The sequence below is a fragment of the Chitinophaga horti genome, from assembly GCF_022867795.2.
GTDB classification, from domain to species: domain Bacteria; phylum Bacteroidota; class Bacteroidia; order Chitinophagales; family Chitinophagaceae; genus Chitinophaga; species Chitinophaga horti.
Genome location: NZ_CP107006.1, coordinates 3,166,054 through 3,187,704, shown reverse-complemented (window position 1 = coordinate 3,187,704; position 21,651 = coordinate 3,166,054). Strand labels below are relative to the sequence as shown.

Here is a 21,651-nt window from a genome sequence, read left to right as displayed (position 1 = left end):
AGAAGTCGCATGATCAGGAATCATACGACTTCTCTGCGCTAGTTATCTGATCGGCCTGAAGGCCGCCAGCAACACCAACACTAAGGACAACAACATTACCGGTGCCAGTAACCTCAGTAGGTCCATAGGCGCAGGGCCGCTATGGGTAAGTTTAAACTCCGGCACATTGAGGTAATCATCCATCCCAAAGGCCTTTCCCTGTATGGCGTAATTGTTCAGGTGATAACGTCGTTTGGTTTGGTAGGTTTCGGCTTCCGCCAGGTAATGATGATAATTATTGATCTCCGAATTGCCCAGCTGGTTAAACGCGTTCTGTATGGCAAATACCGGGTTCACCCAATTTAAGGACATTGCTCTATTGTACTCATTCACCTGGCTGCGAATCACTGCCTTGCCCAGTTCGTTGTCGAAACGCGTCTGTATTTCGCGACGCATCAGGTTTTCGTAGAAACGCTGTGCACTGCTGCCGGTATCGTTCATGGCAGGTATGGGATAGTCGTGCTTCAGCCGGTTAAACGAATCGATAAGTTGCGCTGAATCCAGGTCGCGCGCAGTAGGCAGGTCGCCGCGGCTGTTAAACATGGTTTGCGCCAGCTCCTGTTCGTGTGCAGACGATACGCTTTTATGTATGACCGAGGGCACTAATAATAAGAGCAGGATCCACGTACCGCCTAACACCAGCGCGTTGGTGGCGCTGGACCGCTGAAGTGAGGCTACAAAGTAAACAATTGAGCACCAGAACAGGATGTAGATGGCAGCGATCAGCATCCAGCTGATCATCTGTGTAATGGTGGCCGTACGGGTAATACCATTTACGATGAAAGCGCATCCACACATAATAATCGTGCAGATGATCAGCAGCGCCGCCTGGAACATCAGCTTGTCGCTTAATACACGCTTGGCGCTTCCCTGCACGCGCAACAGCGTAAATGTGTGAGTCTCCTTTTCGCCGGAAAGTACATTGTACCCGATCGCGATAATAAATAATGGCAACAGGTAGATGATCACGAAAGAAAGATCAAAGTTGCCCGCCAAAAGTTTTACCGGGTTTTGAATGTCGGTAGGGGCGGCGGTGTATATATTGGCGTCGTAACCGGCAAGCGAATGGTAAAACGGGAAATTATCTTTTTGCCCGATAGCCAGCGATGTAAACGGTCCGGGGCGATAGACGAGGGTTTTACTTTCGGCAATGCCGGACTGGTAATATTTACCTGCCTTATTAAACCGGATGCTGTCCTCCGCATTCATCCTGGCTGTATCGCGCCGTTTTATTTCATTGATGGCATATTCCCGGTTGCGTTGTTCCAGCGTGTCGATGGAGTAGATCATCGTTTCCTGTTGCGCAACGAAGTGTTGCCCGTAGCGGGCGCTGAATATAGCGCTGGCGAAAAGGAACAATAAGCCGGTTACCAGTAATTTGTTGCGGGCGAAGAGGATGGCCTGGTACTTCCAGAAAGTCAGTAGTTGCTTCATGCGATGCTAATTTTATTGGAGGTGAACCAGATCAATGCGCAAGTGCCGGTTATCCAAATGACTAAGGCCAGCATTTCCGGCAGGTAGTTAGATAAGCTCCAGCGGATAGCGGGTGATTCGTATTGGAAGTCCTGCACCTTTTCCCAGTACTCATTTGTGAGTTTACCTTTTTCGTCTTTGTATTCCGACTCCTTCGCGGCATCGAGTTTATTGAGGTCCCGGATTAACACACGCCGGTAATCTTCTACCGTAGTGGTGAAATGAAAGTGGTGCTGCATGTCGGTGCCGGCAATGCCCATCGACAGGTTCTTTACCGCCATAAATGGGTCTACAAAGCCTGACAGGGCACCAATGCTGTTTTGCGCGGCGATGGTACGACTGATGCGTTGCATGGCGCGGTCGTACACCATGTTGTTGAAGTCCTCGTCTGCCTGCATGAGCAGTCCGCCCATTTTAACCGGGAGCTGCTGCGCGCTATCTACACCATAAGCGCGAAGTACCGAATCCTTAAACCGTTTCGTACGGTCGTTCTGCGGATCATGCCCGTCAATGCCGTTCTTCTTTTCTTGCATAATTGCTTCCTGGAAAGCCAGCTTCGTAGGAAGCGGTGCCCGCTGCGCACCAATGCTGGCGGCGGTTTTGGGTATGATGATGGTGAAGATAAACCATACTGCCAGCAGGCCTACCAGCAAGCCTGACGGACTCTTGGCCCGGGCCGAGAGGAAGACGGTCAGCGCCACGATGAGCGCATAATAGATGGCATACACACTCACTAATACCAATATACGCACGATTACATCGCCTGTAGTGTCGGCCGCCTGCCCGGCGTAAAAGGTAATGGCATAGGCCGTGGCCGCCAGTAGCAGGAAAACCCAGTAGATGCCTGTGTAAGCAGCAGCTTTGGCCATAATCAGCTTCCGCATACGCACACCTTGCGACGCGAGCAGCTTCAGTGTTCCATTCTCCCTGTCGGCGATGATAGCGCGGTAACAGGTAAACAGGATCAGTAGCGGGAAAACCACCTGCAATAAGAGGGCAAACGAAAATGCACCGAATCTTACCAGTGAGGACTGGCCAGCGGCCGGGATGAAGACCGCTTCGTTCTGCCGGTGTGCTTCCAGCCTCACTGTGCTGCCGGTATACGCATTCACGCCCGGATCTACCGCCTGCAGGAACGTGGCCGGTTTAAATACGATGTGCCCGTAATGCCCTGCCATATGCGCTGATTTGGGCTTTTGATGCACCAGCAGGTGACGCGCCGAGTCTGAAAGGGCCAGGTGCTCTTTGTAAGCGGTGTTGTATTGGCCGGCGGAGGTGATGATGGCGTAGGCAGATAGCAGTGCGAGTAACGCACCCAGTACCTGGAACGCCCGTTCCCGCCACAGGCATTTTATTTCATGCTGCGCCAGTGTAATAAATTGCTTCATGTCTTAGCAGATAGGTGATTAAATGGTTTCCAGGTACAGGCGCTGAAGCGCGTCGGGGGTGATGTCGGCAGCGTTCACCACGTGCAGCAACTGCCCGTTTTTCATGATGCCGATATGGGTGCCGATGTTCACCGCGTTAAAAATGTCGTGCGTGGCGATCAGTACCGACTTACCCTGCGCTGCCAGGTTTTTGACGATCCTGGTAAATTCATCTGTCGCCCGTGGATCAAGTCCGCTCGTCGGCTCGTCCATCAGTATCACGGACGCATTTTTGGCAATCGCGATGGCAATGCCTACTTTCTGCCGCATTCCTTTGGAGAAAGTACCTACGCGTTTGTGGTGCGCATCTGCCTGTAAGTTGGCATCGGTTAAAAAGCTTTGCAGTTCGGCCTTGGAGTAGGAATATCCCGCCAGCTGGCTGAAGAAGTCGAGGTTCTCTATGGCGGTGAGATTGGCGTACAACATCACTACTTCAGGAATGTAGGCTACGCTTTTGCTGGCGTTGCTACCGCCCGGCGTTACCTGCCAACCGTCTATGGCTACGCTGCCGGATGTGGCAGGCAGAAAGCCAAGCGCAATGTTGATCGTCGTAGTTTTGCCCGCGCCGTTTTGTCCCAGGAGGCAAAATACTTCGCCCTTGTTGACGGTAAGGTTCAGGCCACGTAGCGCCTGGTGGTCGCCATAGGTCTTATTGAGTTCCGTGATTTGTAACATATGGTTGGTTTGATGTAAGTCTTTGTTATAACTCGCCCCGTATCAGCTCCACGAGATCTGGCCCTGGTAATGGGGGAGAGGAAGATATGAGTAGTCCCTGTTTGTCGATCAGTAAGGTCTGCGGCGCACCGCTAAAGCCATAGTGTTTATAGATCGGGTGATCGCCGCCCATGCCCATTGTATACAAATTCGTTTCTCCTTCGCTTGTATAAAGCCCGGCACGGATGCTCTTTTTCCATTGCAGGAAATTAATATCCAGCGACACGGCCAGGAATACCACATTCGTATCCGCCTTAAAAACCGGTAACACCGCTTCGTGTAAGCCTTTGGCTACCTGCACGCAGCCCTTGCAACCCGTGAACCAGAAATCCATGTATACCACTTTCCCTTTGAAGTCGTCGAGTCGCACCACCCGACCCAGCGTGTCTTTCAGTTCAAATGGAAAGGCGGCTGGCCTGGACTGGCCACTAACGGCAAACCAGCCCAAAAGAAATATCGACAAATTGATGAATGCTTTCATATACGTCATGATGGTTAACAGTAAACGTACCGACGCGAGTACCGGTACGTTCAATAAATTATTGCTTCAGCAGCTTACGTAGTTCCTCTTCTAACTGGGCGATCCGTAGGTTTTTCGCAATGACTTTACCGGATGGGTCTACCAGGAAGTTCTGTGGCACGGCTTTGATGCCGTATAACGCCGCCACGTCATTCTTCCAGCCTTTAAGGTCGGAGGTATGTTGCCAGGTAAGCCCGTCCTTCTGTATTGCTTCTTTCCATTTAGCATCGTCCGAATCCAGCGATACGCCCAGTATTTCGAAGGAGTTACCTTTAAACTGCTCGTACAGTTTCACCAGGTCCGGATTCACTTTACGGCATGGTCCGCACCAGCTGGCCCAGAAGTCGATGAGTACGTACTTGCCACGCAGGCCCGATAATGCCAGCGGTTTGCCATTAGTGGAGGTTTGCGAAAACTCCGGGGCAGCAGTGCCTACAGCAATTACGGGCACCACTTCTTTAGGACCGTAGGATGCCCGCATGCGCTCGTTCATTTGTTTTTTATATACTTCGCCAAAGCCGCGTGCAATGTTCACCGCTGTTGCCGAATCAGGTTTGCGCGCACGTTCATAAGCGCCGAAGCATACAACGGTATGCATCGAGTTAGGATAACGTTCGATTTCCTTTTTGATAAGGCTGTCCAGCTGTAACAGGTATACCTGGTTCTGCTTTTCATACGCCTGCTGATAGGCTTCGGACTGCATTTGTTCCGGGGTAGCGTTGCTGAAGGCGGTAGCCAGTTGCTTTTGTGCTTTAACGATATCGCCTTCTTTTTCCAGTACGCCGCGTAACGCGATTGTAATACCGAACCTTTTACCGGCGTAGTGCTTTTGATGGTGTCGGTCGCACTGTTCACGATCATGGTACCCTTTTCGAAAAACACGCTCATCAGGCTCATGTTGCCGAAGAACGGGCCAGATGCTTTCACCGTTTCGTAGTAAGGCTTGTGCTTGACCATGATAGCACCGTAGGCAGGCAATTTCGTCGTTTTGCGGTATTCGAATACCCCGTTCCGCACTGCTACCGTGTCCCATTTTTCATCGCCCATGTAAATCCACAGCTGTTTAGGCGGTTGGAGATCGCCGATTTTTCCTCTCACTACAACCTCGCCGACCGTGGCGTCAGCAGCTACCTTCTGTGCGCTGCTGGCTAAAGTGGCAAGCAGTGCCGGTGCGAGCACTAAAAAGTGTAAGTTCTTCATAAATATTATTGTTCGTATTGATCGTTTTGTTTCAGGTTGGTGTTTAACAGCGTTTCGTTAAGCGGGAAGGGAAATAGTTTTTTGTAAACCTCCCAGCTGCCGCCTTTCGCGGCTGTTATAGCCGGCATCAGCTCATCGGCGCGGCTTACGGCGGGATTGTTAAAGCCCTTCCAGCGTTTGAGGTCGTACCAGCGGTGGCCTTCTGTAAACAGTTCTATTTTTCTTTCCTGCTCCAGCGACAGTAAAGCTTCTCTCTTTGTAAGGGTGAGCGATAAATCCGGCAGTGGATTCGGCACCTGTGTAGTAGCCACTGCGCGCGCTCTTCTTCTCAGTGTGTTGAGGTCCGCTATGCCATCCGCGATGTTTTCCTGCTGGATGTATGCCTCCGCCCTTACTAGGTACATCTCTGCGAGTCGAATGGAGGTGAGGTATTGCGTGAGCGCGCTGTTTGATTTGTACTTGTGCGGGAAGTAGTACGTGTTGCCGCCAGAGGTGGAAGTGCCTACCCAGGCATCCGACCGGCGTTTGTCGCCTGCTTCAAAGCTGTTTAATAAACGCGTGCTGATCATACCAATGGCAGATCCTGCTCCTGTAGTGGTGGGCGCGCCGGTTAACCGGAAAAGTCCTACGAGACTGGGATTTACTACGCCCGAACCGGGAGGAAGCTGAAAGATAGCTTCGCGGCTGTTGATGTTGAACACCCTGGTGAGGTCGGTCTCCAGCCCGTAAACGGCTGTTTTATTGATAAGGGTTGTAGCAGCTGTTTTTGCCTCTTCCCACATTTCCATGTACAGGTAAACGCGGGCCAGCAAGGCGGTAGCTGCATCTTTATTAGGACGCAGGCGCGCTGTGCCGGGCAGGTTTGCGTCTGTCAGGTAGTCGGCCTGCAACATGGTTTGCGCATCTTTCAAATCCTGTACAACCTGCGTATACACCTGCGCCCTGGGCGTTTTAGGCATATGCCGGTTTTGCCGGTAGTCCGACGTGAGCAGCACGGGCACATCTCCAAAGATGTTCACAAGATGCAGGTAACAGAACGCACGCAGGAAACGGGCTTCGCCCTGTAACTGCGCCTTACGCTGTTCTGGAATGGCCACCCCGTATTTCTCAATATTCTCCATCACGGCATTCACTTTGTAAATCGTTGCGAAGGTGTTGTTCCACAGCAGGCGCACGTTACCGTTGTTCGCATCCAGCGAATTGGTATGCAGCTGCATCAACCCGGGATCGGTATTGGTGAGCGTGTATTCGTCGGCGTACATAGCATTAACCAGCGTGGCATTTGCGGTGGTCGACGTACCGCCATATATGCTGATAATGCCGCTATAGGCATCCAGCAGTGCTGCTGTGGCTGTGGCCTCTTTTGTGAAGGTGGCCTTTTCGCCGAGCGAGGTTTCGGGCTCACCCAGGGTGATAAACTTTTTGCAGGAGGTGTTTGTCAGCATGGCCAATAGCAGCAGTGATCCGGTGATATTGACAATGCGGGGATGTATATGGATTGGCATAATTACTCGTTTGATTATAAGTTAAATTGAATACCGGCCGTCATGATCCGCATCAGGGGCATACTGGTAGTACCTGTTTCCGGGTCTACGCCCTTAAAGTCGCTGATGGTGAACAGGTTTTGTCCCTGCAGGTATACCCTGCAATTGCTGGTGTGGATCTTCTTTTGCCATGCCTCGGGCAGGGTGTACGAGAAAGACAGGTTGTTCAGCCTTAAGAAGAACACTTCTGAAAAGTAGGCGCTGCTGGAGCTGGAGGGTGCCGAGCGGTAAGCCGGCGAGGTAGTGCGCTGCGTAAACTTCTGGAACTTTGCATGGTCGCCCTCTTTCCTCCAGGCATTCTCATACACATACAAGGGGATATTGTTGGCCAGTCCTGGTACACCCGTCATCGTCGCAATGTCGTTATTGCGGATCTTCCAGTTGTAGATAACCAGGAAGTCAAAGTGGAAGTTTTTATACTGGAACTCGTTGGTAAGCCCGCCGTATATACGCGGACCCGTATTCAGCAACACCGTACGATCGGCCCGGGTAAAGAACATGGAGTTGATGAACGAGGTATCTTTTCCATTGGCATCGCGGTAAATGTTTACGCCGGTGGCGGGATTCACCCCCACCAGGTTGTACAACATCGACAGTTGTAATGGTTTGCCTACGATATAGGACGTAGCGTGAGAAGATAATGCGAGGTTAGGATAAGCCACCAGTTTGTTTTTAGGCAGCGACATATTCATCGACGTGCTCCAGGTAAAATCTTTCCGTTTAATGTTGACGGTGTTCAACGAAAGTTCCACACCTGTGTTTTGCACCGTAGCAGGCAGGTTGCTGTTGATGCTCGTAAAGCCAGTCATGGCCGGCATAGGAATACCCACCAGCTGGTTGGATGAGCGGTTACGGTAGTAGTTAGCCGACAGCATGATGCGGTTATCGATGAAACCCAGTTCGAGCTCTATGTCCGTTTTCTGGTTGCTTTCCCATCCATAATCGGGGTTGAAGAGGCGATCGGGCCTTAATGCTACACGGCCGGCAGTGGCGTTGGTGGCTACCGAGTAGGTAGACAGATACGCGTAGTCGCCGATAGCGTCGCTGCCGGTAATGCCATAACTCCCACGGAGTTTACCGTAACTCAGTATGCCGGAGAAAGGCTGCATAAATTTCTCTTCGGAGAATATCCACGCCAGCCCCACCGCACCAAAATTACCAAACTGCCTGCCCGGACCAAACCTGCTGGAACCATCGCGGCGCATTGTCAGGTTGGCAATATACTTGTCCTGGTAGTTGTAGTTCAACCTGCCGAACACCGCGTTGTAACGGTATTTCGCGATAGTGGTAGGCGCCACCACGCGCTCCTGCGCCGACGCCGGGTTATTCATCAATGCATCGTCCAAAAAATTAAATCCATCTACACCACTGTTGGTCCTCGATTGTGCCTGGAAAGTAGTACCCAGCATCGCATTCAGTTTGCCGCCGAGCAGAGAAGCCTGGTAGTCGAGGTAAGGCTCCGCATTCCATCCCGTATTAGCCAGGTCAGCGTAATGAGCCGAGTTGTTGGTAGGATCAGCATTAAAAGGATCTAATCCGGCTTGCGGATTGAGCGTGCTGGTATGATAGTCCACTTTGTTATAGCCAATGTTCGCCTTTGCAGACAAGCCTTTAAGCAGGCGATACGACAGCAGTAAACTGGAGTTCAGGTTGTACGACGTGATCGACTGCGTATTCTTGAGGTTAGCCAGTGGGTTCCTGAAGCTGCCGTTTTCCCAGTTAAAAGAGCCGTCGGCGTTGTATACGGCAGGTGCATGAGGAGCGATGTACAGCGCGTCGTTGTAGGGATTAAAAGACGGAAAGTAGTTGTCGTTATACGTGTAAAAAGTCGAAAACTCCATGCGCAGGCGATCGTCGGCAGACCGGTGATTAATACCCGCGCGACCCGATAACTTCTTGTTGTAGAAGCTGCCTGGGTACACCGTTGTTTCTTTCCAGTAGTTGCCGGTGAGCGAATACTGCGTTTGCTGGTTACCACCACTAACACCTACCTGTGCACTGGTATACTTCGCCGTGCCGCCCACGATCATGTCCTGCCAGTTCGTGTAACGCGTAGTGTCCCAGGTTTTGAGGTCGTTCGCTATTACGGACGGACTGCGCCAGTCAACGCCATCGTTGGCGAAGGCCTCATAACGCATATCCAGGTACTGGCGGGTGCTGAGCATCTCCATCTGTTTGCCCACCTTTCCCAGGCCATGGTAAACGTTTACATTCAATCCCGTTTTACCTGATTTACCTTTCTTGGTCGTGATGAGGATCACCCCGTTTGCACCGCGGCTGCCATAGATAGCCGTAGCATCCGCATCTTTCAATACTTCAATGCTCGCAATGTCGGCGGGGTTAATCGCATCCAGCGGGCTGGCACCGCCGAATGCACCCAGTGTGCTGCCCCTGTTCATGCTGATATTGGTGGACGAAAACGGTACGCCATCGATGATGATAAACGGGTCATTCACACCGCTGATACTATTCACCCCACGAATATTGAAACGTACCGCTGCACCTGGTGCCCCTGTTGTCTGCTGAATCGCCAGCCCGGGCACGCGGCCTGCCAGTGCGATGATCGGGTTGGATACCGGTTGTTTCTCTATGTCCTCTGCTTTTACCGTCGTTACCGCGCCCGTATTCAGTCTTTTGGAGGTAGTGCCGTAAGCAATGATCTGCACCTCATCCAGTTTGCTGTTGGATGCATTCAGGGAAATGTATAGGGGCGCAGTGGCGTCTTTGACAGTCACTTCCTGTGTAACATAGCCTACAAAAGAAATCAGCAGCACATCGCCCGCATTGGCTTTGATGTCGGCAATACCTTCTGCGTTCGTAATGCCCGAGTTTTTAGTTCGTTTATTGAATATCGTAGCGCCACTGAGCGCGTTTCCCGTTGCGCCCATTACCCGTACACGCAATGGTGATGCCTGTGGTGGAGCAGGGCTTGTACTGGCCGTCGCTTTACGCGACAGGAAGATCGTTTTACCCTCCATGCGCGCCCTCAATGGCTGGTTTTTCAGTACCTCATCCAGGAATGTTTGCAGCGGCATATTTTTTACCGCTATGCTAACCGTTGTGGCATCGGCCAACACGTCGCGGCTGGCGAATACGAGGAAGCCGGTTTGTTTTTCGATGGCCGTGAACACCTGTTTTAGCGGCACATTTTTGCCCGTATAAGTTATTGTTTGCGCGGATGGTTTGCCCGAAACAGCCATAGCGGCGGTAAACATTAAAATACTGAATAGTCTCATAATCTTCGGCATTTTGCCTGTTGGTACAGAAAAGATGGCGGATAGCAGGTGGTGTGCGAAAGCCTTTGTAAAATGCCTTACATGCCGTCGGTCGGGCATGGCATACCACAAGATGCTGCAGTTAGCAACTTTTTGCATAAATTAGGTGCAATTTTGGTTTGAAAAAATGGTTGTCAGCCTTTATGTTCGATCCAAAACATTAGCCGGGAGTGGTGCAAACACTTCCGGTTTTTTTATGGAGCAAACATAAGTTTGGGTGGCGCATTCGCCGCATTGGCAAGGATGAAAATGGTTGATCTGTGTAGTTTTTGCTGGTAATGTTTAAGTGAATAAATGAATCGTTATCGCAGCACCACCAGTCGCCTGCCAGCTTCCAGCCGGAAGTGTACCTCCGCATCTTCCAATCCCCGTAACAGGCCGGCCAGTGTAACGTCGCGGCTCATCTTACCGAAAAACTCCTTGTCCGGAATACCCTGTTCGTACACCACATCAATATCGTACCACCGCGACAGTTGTTTCATCACCTCTTCAAGTTTGGCCCCGTTAAAGTCGAACACCCCGTTCTTCCAGGCCAGGGCCTTATCTATATCAGCGCCAGGCTTCACCGCGATAGAAGATGCTCCTGCGGTAATACGTGCTTCCTGCCCGGGTGCGAGGGTGGCCTGCGCTCCTGCGTGTATGCGTACTTTGCCGGTGACGAGCGTGGTGTTGATCGCCGGTTCATCGTCATAGGCGTTTACGTTGAAACTGGTGCCCAGCACCTGTATCTCTGCCTTATTTTTTATGTTTACAAAGAACGGCTGCGTGGCATTCGGGGCGATCTCGAAATACGCTTCTCCCTTTATTTCAACGCGACGTTCTTTGCCGTTAAACAACGTAGGGTAGGTGAGTGAACTCGCTGCATTCAGCCATACTTTACTACCATCTGGCAGCACCAGGCTGTATTGCATGCCTTTCGGCGTCGTCATCGTATTGTATGCCACCGTTTGCGTAGTAGCTTCACCGGCGTTGTACGACAGCTGCCCGTTCTGCAGCGATACATTCGTTCCGTTCTGCCGGGCGATAATACCATTGGCGGATGAGTCCAGCGAAATGGTGCTGCCATCTGCCAGTGTCAGTATCGCTCCCGTTCTGCCGGGAGTAATATCTTCCAGGGACAACTGTTTCGCCACCTGCGTTGCCGGTTGTTGCCGGGATAGCCATAAATAACCCGCTGCCGCGATCAACACCACGATAGCCGCCGCATATTTAAGCCATGGGTTCAGTCGTTTCACCCGCGCCGGCTGGCTGCGGAGGATCGTCGTTACCATCTGCTCCCTGCTTTGTGCATCCATTTGCAAACTGCCGTCAGATGCTGCAAACGCATCTTCCCAAAGCTTTATCGCCGCCGCTTCGTTCTGCGGCTCCTCCATCCAGTCGTGCAACAGGTCACGTTCCGCCTGCGTGGCAGTACCCTGCATGCAGCGGTCGAAAATTGCTTGTATGTCGGCCAGGTTGGGCATAGACGATTAAAGATTAAGGAGTGTTATCAGTAAAACAACCGGATGGTGCGTTTGGGGGGCGGAAACGGAAAATTTTTTTCCGGGATCAGTCGATCAGCAGTAAAGTGAGTACTACAGGCAGTTTTGACAGGCAATACGTACGGATGTTACGCACCGCTTCTTCCAGGTTCCACTTCACCGTTTCGGGCGAAACACCCATGATACGAGCGGCCTCGTTTCTTTTTAGATGCTGCTCTTTGATAAGCCGGTACGTTTCCCGCTGCCGGGGAGGGAGCCGTTCTACAGCGGCGGCGAGCAGTTGCAGGTAGCTTTCTTTTTCCTGCGGTGTTAAGTCGTTTTTCGCAATATCCGCCGCATTAAAAGTAAGCCAGCGATCCAGCTCCTGTTGTTCGCGGCGCATCTTTTTAAGTGCATTCAGCGTCATGTTGCTCGCCACGGTGTAGAGCCAGCCCTTGAAGTTGGCCATCTCTGCGAGCTCCTGCCTTTTAGTCCATACCTTTAAAAAGGTGTCCTGGATGATTTCTTCAGCGATCCATTTTTCGCTTGTAAAACGGAAGATCGTCGTATAAAGCAGCGGCGTGTACGTTTCGCAGATGCTGCGAAATGCATACTCATCACCTGTTGCCAGTTGTTGCAGCAGTGCTTTTTCTTTATTTAGATCCTGGTTATTCAAGCTGCAAAGTTGTACGCCTGTTTAAGTTGGACAGGCTGCCATGAGGTGCCTGGAACATTAACTGGTTGTGCATTGCAGATAAAGGTAGAAAGAAATTCTTTTCCTGCCACGCTCCTGTAAAAGCAACCTGCAGCAGTCATTGACGGTTTGTGCCCGGTATTCATCTTCATGTTCATGCGCCGATAAATGAATGCTGTAATTTACAACATTGTTGCAAATATAAACAATGCTATTTGAAAGTCAATATGAATTTTCGTGCGCGTCATCCTCCAGGCACGGCTATCCTGCAGCTGTTTGCATACAACCCCGGTGTATGCGTTGTCGTGCCAGCCTCCGATGTGGGCGTTTAAAGGTAATGGCGATGCGGGGAATGCGCCATGCTTGTTGCTGCCTGCGTGGGGGGACTTTTTGAGCTGCTGGTATGACGCGCGTTGTTTCTTCAGCCATCGCCGGCGCTTCCGCCACTTCCGCCATCACCGCCGCCCCGCCGCGCAGTTCCACCTCACCATCGAAGAATCCGATGCTAAATGCCAGGTATCCATTACCCATCGTGCCTTCTGGTAGTTGCACCTGCAGCCGTTGCCGCTCTGTCAACTTATTATTTATCGGCACCGGCGCTGAAATCACACTTTTACGCACCACCGTTCCCGCATCAAAATCAATCATGGCAAATACCATCCGAAACCTTACATGCGTAGCCCCGCCTGCGCCGCGCAGCTGCGTCTTCGGCTTAAACGCCGGGATGTCGACCCAGGCGCACCGGTTAGCCACATCAATATGCGTACTGTAATTCGAGCGGAACGTATTACCCAACGTATGACGAACACCACCAAACTCAAACCGCCGCAGCTGGTCGATAGCGCCCTGTCCTGACGAAACGACCTTGTAAAGCTGGCTCGTGAGCCGGTTGTGCATGCCCTTGTCTTTTACGGGCTGAATAACTTCGTGTAACGCCTGGCGTAGTACTTTGCCATGGCGGCTTGCCTGAAGAAAATCTGCCAGGCTTCTGCGCGTGCCTGCGAAGGCTGCACTTTTCAGTACCTGTTCCCTTTTGGGGCCTGGCTTACGCCTTATTTTTAGACCGTTAGCTGTACGAATAACGGTATGTCCTTCCAGTAACTGGTCGATTTGCCGGTTTTTCATATGTGGTAGATATTGGTTATTGGCAAAGGTAGGAGGGGGTAGGGAGACAAAAAAATCACTTGTCGTTTTTTGTCGCAAAGTGTCGCAATTGTCGCAAATTGTCGCAATTGTCGCTTTTCTAAGGGTGATTTTTTCGTCCTGGAATAGCTATACCGGGTTTTGGATAGCTATACGGACTGTTACTACTATGCAGGCGCGGGGCCCGAAACAGCTATGCAAATGCATGGCGATTCTACTGTAATTCTACTACGATGCTACTGCTAATCCATAGTTAAAGCACTACCGCCCTTATACAAATGAAGTGTGGGACCGTGGATAAGGTTTCATACACGTTGGGGTACATGTCCTTCACAAAAGGTAACGGATGTGGCGACAGTTGACTGTTCACCGAAAAACCGTTATTTGTTAATGCGCTTTCAATCTCGCTCCACGACCGGTGATAAACATCCATGTGGATATTGTAGCCATCCCACGGCACGGACGACTGGCGGATGCCGGCGGCAAGTTGCGCTTTGACGAATGGGTTATCCGGATGATCGGTGGAAAAGATGAGCAGGCCGCCTTTGCGTAATACCCGTCGGAATTCGGCAAACAGTGCCTTTAAGTCATCGATGTAGTGAATCACCAGGGAGCTGTATATGACATCGAAGCTTTCGTTAGCGAACATGCTAAGCGGTTCGTTCAAGTCATGTTGAACGATGTGCGCCCGGCCGCCTGTGTTTTCCTGTGCCAGGCTGACCATGGCATCGCTGTAATCGATGGCGGTGACGGTAGCTTGTTTTTCGAGAAACTCCTTCGTCGTTATGCCCGGTCCGCAGCCGGCGTCGAGTATATGCAGGCCGTTTAGGTTATCGGGTAGCAGTGATAAGGACGCGGGGCGTTCGTAGCCGGCGTTCCAGGGGTTGTTGGTGATGTTTTGGGCGTACTGTTCTGCGAAAGAACGGTCGTTGTAGACGTGGTGGGAGAGTGATTTATTCATGGGATGGTTTCTGTTAATTGTAACATGGCGCTGATGGCTGCAGCATCTCCGGGTGGTTTGGGCGCCATTGGTTCAACATCATCGTGCCACGGGCTATACGTGCCGGAGAGCGTGATCACCTGGTTGTCGTTGTTAACAGCATCCAGGTTGATATACATTTCGAAGCGCCAGTCCCGTTTATCGCTATCCATTTTTTTGATGACGAACACATTTTCGTAAGGCGGCTTTCCTAAGCGGCTATCTTTGATTTCTGCATATCCGGGCGAGTATTCAAGAATTTCCTCCCTGGAGTCGCTTCCCATGCCCGCATCCGCAGAAATATGGCGGCTTGCTTCGTAATCGTCGCCGAAAGGGTGCGTCCAATATACCGTGTAGCGATAGATGTGCGGGAGGTTCGGGTAATTGCCGTAGTTTTCGAACTCGCCGTCGTTGTTCTTGTACTGGGTCATGAAGCTGCCAATGGCTGCATGCACCGCCGTGGCTGTGGTAAAATGTTTGAGTCGTACGCCTGTTGCGTTGGTGTTGCCGCCTTTACTGTCGTCTTTGCTGCAGGAGGTGTTGGTGAAGCAGCATATTACGGCTAAGAGGAGCAGGTGTGGGTGGAGAAGTTTGTGCATGGGGGCTAAGGTAGGGCATTGGGAGGGGAAGTGCAAGGCTAGAGTAGCATGCGTTGACTAATTAATTGCTATCGTTCTCCATCCCCATTCATTTTTTTCTTATTGAATGACCGGATCGCCCTTCCTTTTACCGTCTCTCCGGTATTTAACTTACGCTCTTCTATGATTTTGGAGTCAATAAAGACATCTTCAACGAAGCCGAAGTTTTGTGGAGAAATTAGCCTTAATGTCCCTTCAAATTCTTTTACTGCATTGCATGTCAAATGAGCTTCGGCTCTTTTCGCGGTGAGCAGTTTATAAAATCCATCCTGGCCGTTTCCATGGAATCGGACTTTTAGTATATCCCCTATTTCGGGTTGGGGCAGGTGCCCCGAATAGTTGAAAAACCCGGATTTCGTCATGTCCTTCAAAAAATTCAACATATTCTTGTTCCCGTTAACAAATTCAACTACAACGATCTCTTCGGGTATGTCCTGGTATAATATTTCTTCTGCTTGTCTTACTTTACCCTGGTATAGGTCGTGGTTGTCTTTTTTAGCAGTCGCAGATTTGTACCATTCCTGTTCTGCCCATTGTGAAATTTGGTAAGGTACCTTCCATTCATTTTTTTCCTGGTGGCTATTACTTTTTGGATTTCCGTTTTGGCTTCATTAAACATTCTTCTTTCAACGAGTATTTCCGAAAAGGCATGTCGAAGGTTCACCAGGAAATCCTCTGGTGTTTTTAAACTAAGTGCTTTACAATAGCAAGCAAATTGAATGTCCTTGTCTGCGGAAAAGATTTTTGTCATCAACTCCCAAACCCAAAAGTCATTTCTTTTTTGCTTTGCAAAAGGGAGAAATGCAGACAGGATATTGTCATCACTTCCTAGTGCCAATAGTAGTTTTGCTTTGAAATAGGGAGGGTATTGATAGTCGGGCTGTTTTTCGATCAATGCATCCAGCCTGGGCAAAAAGGACTGGATCATTTCTTTGTCGATCACTTTTTGCTGCCCGGTGTTGTAATCTATAGGCTCTCCCTCTAAAAGTTTCTTTGAGTATGCAATGTAAGCCTGTTCCGCGATAGACATTACCTGTCTGCCGTTAAAGTCCTCTTTAAGAAAATCTCCTTCACGCAAATATTCAAAATTCCACCAGGTAGCAAAATGCAAGTACTGTGACCAATTTTGATAACCTTTGTGAAAAGCTCTATAGATAAATGAGTAGGCCTCAGATGGTCTGGTAAAATGAAAGTCTTTGATGATATCAAACAGCTCGTTTATTTTGCTGTAATCGACAGGTTCATTTTTTTGTAAGCCAAACACCAAACTGCCGATTTGCCAGGCGCAATTATCAAATACCATTTTTTCGTCTTCCGGTAACTTCAGCTCTTTAATCCTGATCAGTGTTTCTTTGAATGCATCGAACGAATCGGATTGTGCATTCTTTTTCAGGTAGTCGTAATATACCCAAGCAATAGCGCGTTTGTTCCAAACGTTGTCCGGCGCGGCCTCCAAAACCGTTTTTGCTCTCTGTAGTGCTTCTTCAAGCTTTCCCGCTTGCCTTAGTTCCTTAATTTCTTTAAATGACATAATCAGCCTTTCTGAGAGTGTTAACAATGCTTTTTATTTTTGCAAGCAATTCAGGGCTGTTACATTTTTTTCCAGTGGTAAAACCCTGCCGAAGAAGCCATCGCCATTATACTCAAAATCTATAACGCATGATTGCCCCTTTTTTTCGATGGTATATCTTTCTTTGTATTGAATATGCTGAATGTTGGCGATAGTTTCGTCGCCAGACAGTGCATTGGTGATTGCATCGAGTAAAGTTTTTAAAAATGGCTTTTTTTCTTCCAATTCCATGTCAAATTGGATTTGCGTCAAAATGCCGGCTGTATTATTCCTGCGTACTGTAACAGGCGCCGGGTTATTTAATATTTTCGCGATCAGTTCAAACAGCTCGGTGGAGTTCGTTTGAGCAGGAAGATTTTGAAAATTGCTTTTAAAGATATTTTCTCCATTCATCCAGTATTTAAAGGCAGCCGTTTGGCCTTCTCTTTTGAATACATAACGAACTTCGTAACCAACTTTTTGCCATGATGCGATGTCGATGTAGTGCTGTCGCAGGTAGTGCCATCTTTGAATGAAATGATCCTGGATCGTTAAGGGAGCATCCGATAAACCAAATTTTTTCAGTTCAGGCAAAATATTCTCCATGTCAATTTCTGCGTTAGTGTTCGTTTGGCCGGTTAGCTCATTAAATGCCTGTTGAACGTTGGCGCCGATAAAAGTCATCCCGGAAAAGGAGGAGAAGTGAGGAGGGTTGATACAGAATAGTTGCTTCGATGCACGGGTGATAGCCGTATATGCCCAACGATAGAAATCCGAATTGGTCTTGCCCGATGGTTCGTGTTCAGATTCGAGAAAGTTGAATTTTTTTTGTATGCCCCTGTCCCAGAAAACAAAGGCATTCGGCCACTCACCACCTTGCGCTTTATGACAGGTAACGGCATAGCCGAATTTCAGCATTATACAGTTGAAGTACTTATCGTTGATGATCGCCTCTTCAAATTCTTTTGTTCCTTTTTTAAGTTTGGGATGCCTGTGTTTGAAATCTATGTAAAGTGCCCGCTGTTCTTCGGGCGTTAGGTAGTTGTCGCCATACAGGTAGTTCTCCAGCATAAAACCGGTAATAGTTTTGGATTGATCGTTTTCATCGGGAAAAACGAGGCTGACGTTGCGCCAGCTGAGTTTCACTTGTTTGGTTTTACCTCCCTTGACGTAAAAGGCGATATCCCTGCTTTCGACTGACGGACTGGCTTCTGAAACAACGGCAAACTCTCCGTTCATTATTCCCAAACGATAGTTGTTGCCTCCTATGATTACGGTGTCAGATGGTTGGATTGGAAGGTGGTCACCGTGTTTATCTTTGCGGATGGTAAGGTTCAAATCAAGCGCAGTTTCGTTTTTGTAGCAAATAATTATTTTCTGATTTGGTTGTGCCTTGTAGGTTTCAAGGTACTCATGGTAAGATGGATTAAATATATCCTTGTCGTTTTTTCTGAGGTCGAAATCGTTGAAGTAGCCGGAAGTAAGGCATTTTCTGATTTTAGTCGCCGCTGTTAAAATTCCATTATTCGCGTCCTGGCGCTTCACTTCCTTCATTTCTGCCTGGGAAACGGTCAGATTGTAGGTTTTATTAAGATATTGTGCATCAAGTGCAGGGGAGAATCTCATGCCCACAGGTGGTAGCTGGGCAGGGTCTCCCAGGAAAATAATTTTTCCGGTCGTCGCAGGGTCCTGATTTCTTCCGTAAGCAATTAAGTCCCGCAGTAATTGTCCGCTGCCAAAACGAAAGAACTCACCTTGGCTTAAAACGTCGCTTACCATGGAGGCTTCATCTACAATCAGAATGGAGTTGTGGGCCTCCGGATTATTCCTGATTTTGTAATGGTATAGGAAAGAAACATCATTTTCATCCTCACTATGCTCTATTTCCTGCAGATCGTGGAAACTGTAAATACCCTTGTGAATAGTAGTAGAAAGAAAGCCTGTTTTCTGATTAATGACCTTTGCTGCCCTGCCGGTTGGCGCCATCAACTGATATTTGGTATTCATAGTATTAAGGTATGCTATGAAACCTTTCAATAGTGTTGTTTTTCCACTTCCTGCATATCCCTTCAGCATGAAAATTTTCGCAGGGCTATGTAAGAATAATTCTAACTCTTTTACTGCATTTTCCTGGTCGGGAGTCAGGTTTAAATGCCTGAAATGATTGAATATGCTCATAGGCTATTGTATGTTGTATTCATAATTTAGCAATACAATCTTAGTTCCGGATGGATTGTCCCTTGCGTAAATCCAGGCCGGCACCAGCGGAAGTTTCGATGTTGGGGGGCCTGCAACCGGCCATTTTTGGTTGATGTACGACATGTCATGAGGTATTGGGGTATAAATATATTTTTTTTCGTCAATATAGGGCATTGTTTCACGATTTTAGCTACTTCATGGTATAGTATTTGCGCCCTTGCCGCAAACGAAACCCATGAAACTCAAAATCCTTGCTTTGTTGCTCGCCGCAGCCACCGTCGCACTCACTAGCTGTTCAAAAGGTGGTGGGGATAAGCCAAGCGGCTACACGTACACCTACAACTCACCGGCCCCGCCAACAGCGTCGTACAGGTCCAATACACGCCTACCATGACCGATCCCAATATGACGGAGGTGCCCGACGATATCGAGTACGAAGAAACCGTGTCGCCACCATGGCAGAAAACAGTAACGCACCATAAAAACGTATCCGGCGCGGGCTTTTCGGCGAGTGTGAGTGACGGCGTGCCGGGTTCCTCATTCAAAATAGAAATTCTTGATAAGGACGACAATGTGTTAAAGACAGGCGATTTTACCGTAGATGCCTACGGAGACGGCAGTTTGCTCTTGAACTATTACCGGAACTAGATAAATTTGTGCAGTCCTGTGCCTGGAGACGCACATGGCGGCACATAACATGTTCGTATCAAACACCCTATCTACATTTCCCCTATTTTAGCCCGTGCAAAATCCACTACCAATGAAGCGTCTCCAATTGCTTTTGAGCACCCTCGTTATATTCCAGGCGGTTAACGCCCAGGACCCGGCCTACAACGATGCCGATAAATCGGCAGAAGCTAAAACCATCACCCTCAAAACATACGGCAACACCGTTTCACAACTCGATAAAGTGGCAGCGATTGAAGTATTGTCCGTACAATGGGACACCGCGCGGCTCGGGTTCGTACAGGTGGGTATGATGAACAAGCGCATCGATGCCGTTCCTGCATTACCGCATAGCATCTTCCTAAAGCAATATATCCAGCAGGAATATGGCAGCAGGCTCGCAGCCTCCGGTGTTCACGTGTTACTCGCTGTAAAGGATGTTCGCATTAATGAACGTACTTTCCAGATGAATGAAAAGGCATTTTGCCGCATCAAGGCGGACGCGTATATTTCAAATGATGGCCAGCAATATGCATTCGTACAGGCGTTCGATACGGTGCTCGTACGCGGCGGGATGGATGTAACCGGCAAACATGACGAGCATCTGGCGAAGGCGGTTAACCTGTTGATCAGTACATCACTCGATAGGGGTATACCGCTACTTGGTGCCTCGCCCACATGGCAGTCGAAAGATGCTGTTCAATCTGCGCAACTGGCCGCACAGCAAATTCCTATTTTGCAGGATACAACTTACTTAGATGGTGTGTACGCTAACTTCGATGAGTTTAAAGCAAACAAACCGTCAGTCACCGCCTTCAAAGTAGAAAATGTGAAAAGAAGGATCAGGATATTCAATGATGATGCGAATCATACGCCCATCGAAAACCCCTGGGGATTTTGTCTGAAAGGAGAGTTGTATCGTTATACAGATGATGTGGCGTTCCCGATAGAAAAGAGCGGTCATGGTTTTGTGATCTCGAACTACCTGCAGCAGGCCCGACGCCGTAACCAGGCAATGTTATGGAGCGCTGTGGGTGGCGGTTTAATCGGCGGTGCAGTGGCGCAGAACGCGATGAAGGCGCATATGGTGACGACTATCCCTTACATTACAAGGCAGCAGCCGGAGGCGACGGCGTTGGATATGGAGACGGGGGAGTTGACGCTGTAAAGCAGCTGGCGGCCACTAATGCAGCATAACTTAACTATTTACGCTTTCAGACTAATGCTGTTTGTGCGAATACGGAGCGGCAGCCGTTCATTACTACTGCGATGCGCGCCAAGATTTTCCTGAAGAGAAGGTTTTACAATGCGAATATGCGGCTTAAAGGTCTATTATTACGTCTCAAGAGAAGGCCCGGTGTAACCATGCTCATGGCCTTCCTGTTATATGCCGCGACTTTAACATTTTGGTCAATTGGCGATAGGGTAAGGTTAAGGTATTCGGGCGTATACGTTCTCGGTAAAGTGAGTGAATTAAGAAGTACAAGAAGCAGGTATAGCATGCTTGGATACTTTATTGTAAACGCGAAAAGGATGGATTTTAACTTCGGGCCTGAATTTAAGTATAAAAATCGGTTAGGAGCCCGACTTCTGATAAGGGTCCTGCCTGATCATCCGAACGTCTATTATTTCGTCGATGATTTTGAAGTGCCTGAATGTTTGTATAGTGATTCATGCTTAAACGTTCAATGGCAAGCGATTCCTGCCTGTCCTTAGTACATTTGCCGGCCGATAAACTGTACAAAAATTTGCACGGCTGGGTGTGATAAGCTCAGCAAAAGTATGTCGCGCTTCCTCGGGCTGAGTATAAAGATGTTTACGTGAAGATGCTCAGATAAGAACCGTATAAATTGCTGCCGCATTTGATAATATATTTGGATAATTCTGGACTAGCTTAAAAAATGAGATTAATAGATTCAATACCGGATGATTATTTGATTTACATTAACTTAAATCATTTATGGATAATTTGTCATTTTCCATTTTATTGAACGGTGTTGATGGATACAATATAGAAATTTTGCCCTCCAGGGAATATTTGGAAAATCTTCCCAAGCTGACGATAAGAAGGGCAATTTGGTCGATACTTTAATTTACGAAGGAAATGGAAATTGCTACAGGATTTAGCAGA

The 21,651-nt window shown here is 49.0% G+C and carries 17 protein-coding genes and 1 pseudogene; 2 read left to right on the top strand and 16 right to left on the bottom strand.

All coding sequences use genetic code 11. From position 1 onward, the window contains the following. Positions 1 to 42: 42 nt before the first annotated feature. From MKQ68_RS12805 to MKQ68_RS12730, 16 genes and pseudogenes are all read right to left on the bottom strand, one after another. On the bottom strand, positions 43 to 1,473 hold the full coding sequence (locus MKQ68_RS12805; RefSeq protein WP_264279469.1) for an ABC transporter permease subunit: 1,431 nt from the start codon (positions 1,471 to 1,473) through the stop codon (positions 43 to 45). Continuing rightward, positions 1,470 to 2,900, bottom strand: coding sequence for a DUF3526 domain-containing protein (locus MKQ68_RS12800; protein ID WP_264279468.1), 1,431 nt, complete (start codon positions 2,898 to 2,900; stop codon positions 1,470 to 1,472). Before MKQ68_RS12800 ends, MKQ68_RS12805 begins: the two co-directional genes overlap by 4 nt. 18 nt (positions 2,901 to 2,918) lie before the next feature. Further along, positions 2,919 to 3,614, bottom strand: a complete 696-nt coding sequence (locus MKQ68_RS12795) for an ABC transporter ATP-binding protein (protein WP_264279467.1) — start codon at positions 3,612 to 3,614, stop codon at positions 2,919 to 2,921. Between the two features lie 25 nt (positions 3,615 to 3,639). After that, a complete protein-coding gene (locus MKQ68_RS12790) occupies positions 3,640 to 4,134 on the bottom strand; it encodes a TlpA family protein disulfide reductase (protein ID WP_264279466.1) in 495 nt (164 codons plus the stop codon). 58 nt (positions 4,135 to 4,192) lie between these two features. Continuing rightward, positions 4,193 to 4,654 carry a TlpA family protein disulfide reductase gene (locus tag MKQ68_RS12785; RefSeq protein ID WP_264283645.1) on the bottom strand — a complete coding sequence of 154 codons (462 nt, stop codon included), beginning with the start codon at positions 4,652 to 4,654 and terminating at the stop codon, positions 4,193 to 4,195. A 50-nt stretch (positions 4,655 to 4,704) separates the two neighbouring features. Continuing rightward, on the bottom strand, positions 4,705 to 5,373 hold the full coding sequence (locus MKQ68_RS12780) for a DUF4369 domain-containing protein (protein WP_264279465.1): 669 nt from the start codon (positions 5,371 to 5,373) through the stop codon (positions 4,705 to 4,707). Between the two features lie 5 nt (positions 5,374 to 5,378). Further along, the gene (locus MKQ68_RS12775; RefSeq protein ID WP_264279464.1) at positions 5,379 to 6,878 is read right to left on the bottom strand and encodes a RagB/SusD family nutrient uptake outer membrane protein; all 1,500 of its coding nucleotides are present in this window, start codon (positions 6,876 to 6,878) and stop codon (positions 5,379 to 5,381) included. 14 nt (positions 6,879 to 6,892) lie between these two features. Continuing rightward, the gene (locus tag MKQ68_RS12770) at positions 6,893 to 10,153 is read right to left on the bottom strand and encodes a SusC/RagA family TonB-linked outer membrane protein (RefSeq protein ID WP_264279463.1); all 3,261 of its coding nucleotides are present in this window, start codon (positions 10,151 to 10,153) and stop codon (positions 6,893 to 6,895) included. A gap of 341 nt (positions 10,154 to 10,494) precedes the next feature. Beyond that, positions 10,495 to 11,655, bottom strand: a complete 1,161-nt coding sequence (locus tag MKQ68_RS12765) for a FecR family protein (protein WP_264279462.1) — start codon at positions 11,653 to 11,655, stop codon at positions 10,495 to 10,497. An 85-nt stretch (positions 11,656 to 11,740) separates the two neighbouring features. Beyond that, the gene (locus tag MKQ68_RS12760; RefSeq protein WP_264279461.1) at positions 11,741 to 12,328 is read right to left on the bottom strand and encodes an RNA polymerase sigma factor; all 588 of its coding nucleotides are present in this window, start codon (positions 12,326 to 12,328) and stop codon (positions 11,741 to 11,743) included. 279 nt (positions 12,329 to 12,607) lie between these two features. Then, entirely contained in the window at positions 12,608 to 13,471 is an 864-nt protein-coding gene (locus MKQ68_RS12755) for a hypothetical protein (RefSeq protein WP_264279460.1), read from the bottom strand. Positions 13,472 to 13,742: 271 nt separating this feature from the next. Beyond that, the gene (locus MKQ68_RS12750; protein ID WP_264279459.1) at positions 13,743 to 14,450 is read right to left on the bottom strand and encodes a class I SAM-dependent methyltransferase; all 708 of its coding nucleotides are present in this window, start codon (positions 14,448 to 14,450) and stop codon (positions 13,743 to 13,745) included. Then, positions 14,447 to 15,067, bottom strand: a complete 621-nt coding sequence (locus MKQ68_RS12745; RefSeq protein ID WP_264279458.1) for a hypothetical protein — start codon at positions 15,065 to 15,067, stop codon at positions 14,447 to 14,449. The genes MKQ68_RS12750 and MKQ68_RS12745 overlap by 4 nt, the downstream gene beginning before the upstream one ends. A gap of 68 nt (positions 15,068 to 15,135) precedes the next feature. Further along, positions 15,136 to 15,330, bottom strand: a complete 195-nt coding sequence (locus MKQ68_RS25910; protein WP_432803743.1) for a hypothetical protein — start codon at positions 15,328 to 15,330, stop codon at positions 15,136 to 15,138. A gap of 39 nt (positions 15,331 to 15,369) precedes the next feature. Then, positions 15,370 to 16,034 (bottom strand): annotated as a pseudogene (locus tag MKQ68_RS25905) (DUF7017 domain-containing protein); the annotation flags it as partial. Between the two features lie 636 nt (positions 16,035 to 16,670). Next, on the bottom strand, positions 16,671 to 18,833 hold the full coding sequence (locus tag MKQ68_RS12730) for an ATP-dependent DNA helicase (RefSeq protein WP_264279455.1): 2,163 nt from the start codon (positions 18,831 to 18,833) through the stop codon (positions 16,671 to 16,673). Between the two features lie 411 nt (positions 18,834 to 19,244). Between MKQ68_RS12730 and MKQ68_RS12725 the strand changes: the two genes are divergently transcribed. Further along, the gene (locus MKQ68_RS12725; RefSeq protein WP_244846041.1) at positions 19,245 to 19,502 is read left to right on the top strand and encodes a hypothetical protein; all 258 of its coding nucleotides are present in this window, start codon (positions 19,245 to 19,247) and stop codon (positions 19,500 to 19,502) included. Positions 19,503 to 19,614: 112 nt separating this feature from the next. Next, positions 19,615 to 20,688 (top strand): hypothetical protein, encoded by a 1,074-nt coding sequence (locus tag MKQ68_RS12720; RefSeq protein WP_264279454.1) that lies wholly within the window; start codon positions 19,615 to 19,617, stop codon positions 20,686 to 20,688. The last annotated feature ends 963 nt before the right edge of the window (positions 20,689 to 21,651 follow it).

Coding starts and splice junctions, on each gene's coding strand:
- MKQ68_RS12805 (WP_264279469.1), bottom strand. CDS start 1,473: ATGAAGCAACTACTGACTTTCTGGAAGTACCAGGCCATCCTCTTCGCC.
- MKQ68_RS12800 (WP_264279468.1), bottom strand. CDS start 2,900: ATGAAGCAATTTATTACACTGGCGCAGCATGAAATAAAATGCCTGTGG.
- MKQ68_RS12795 (WP_264279467.1), bottom strand. CDS start 3,614: ATGTTACAAATCACGGAACTCAATAAGACCTATGGCGACCACCAGGCG.
- MKQ68_RS12790 (WP_264279466.1), bottom strand. CDS start 4,134: ATGAAAGCATTCATCAATTTGTCGATATTTCTTTTGGGCTGGTTTGCC.
- MKQ68_RS12785 (WP_264283645.1), bottom strand. CDS start 4,654: ATGCGGGCATCCTACGGTCCTAAAGAAGTGGTGCCCGTAATTGCTGTA.
- MKQ68_RS12780 (WP_264279465.1), bottom strand. CDS start 5,373: ATGAAGAACTTACACTTTTTAGTGCTCGCACCGGCACTGCTTGCCACT.
- MKQ68_RS12775 (WP_264279464.1), bottom strand. CDS start 6,878: ATGCCAATCCATATACATCCCCGCATTGTCAATATCACCGGATCACTG.
- MKQ68_RS12770 (WP_264279463.1), bottom strand. CDS start 10,153: ATGAGACTATTCAGTATTTTAATGTTTACCGCCGCTATGGCTGTTTCG.
- MKQ68_RS12765 (WP_264279462.1), bottom strand. CDS start 11,655: ATGCCCAACCTGGCCGACATACAAGCAATTTTCGACCGCTGCATGCAG.
- MKQ68_RS12755 (WP_264279460.1), bottom strand. CDS start 13,471: ATGAAAAACCGGCAAATCGACCAGTTACTGGAAGGACATACCGTTATT.
- MKQ68_RS12750 (WP_264279459.1), bottom strand. CDS start 14,450: ATGAATAAATCACTCTCCCACCACGTCTACAACGACCGTTCTTTCGCA.
- MKQ68_RS12745 (WP_264279458.1), bottom strand. CDS start 15,067: ATGCACAAACTTCTCCACCCACACCTGCTCCTCTTAGCCGTAATATGC.
- MKQ68_RS12730 (WP_264279455.1), bottom strand. CDS start 18,833: ATGAGCATATTCAATCATTTCAGGCATTTAAACCTGACTCCCGACCAG.
- MKQ68_RS12725 (WP_244846041.1), top strand. CDS start 19,245: ATGACCGATCCCAATATGACGGAGGTGCCCGACGATATCGAGTACGAA.
- MKQ68_RS12720 (WP_264279454.1), top strand. CDS start 19,615: ATGAAGCGTCTCCAATTGCTTTTGAGCACCCTCGTTATATTCCAGGCG.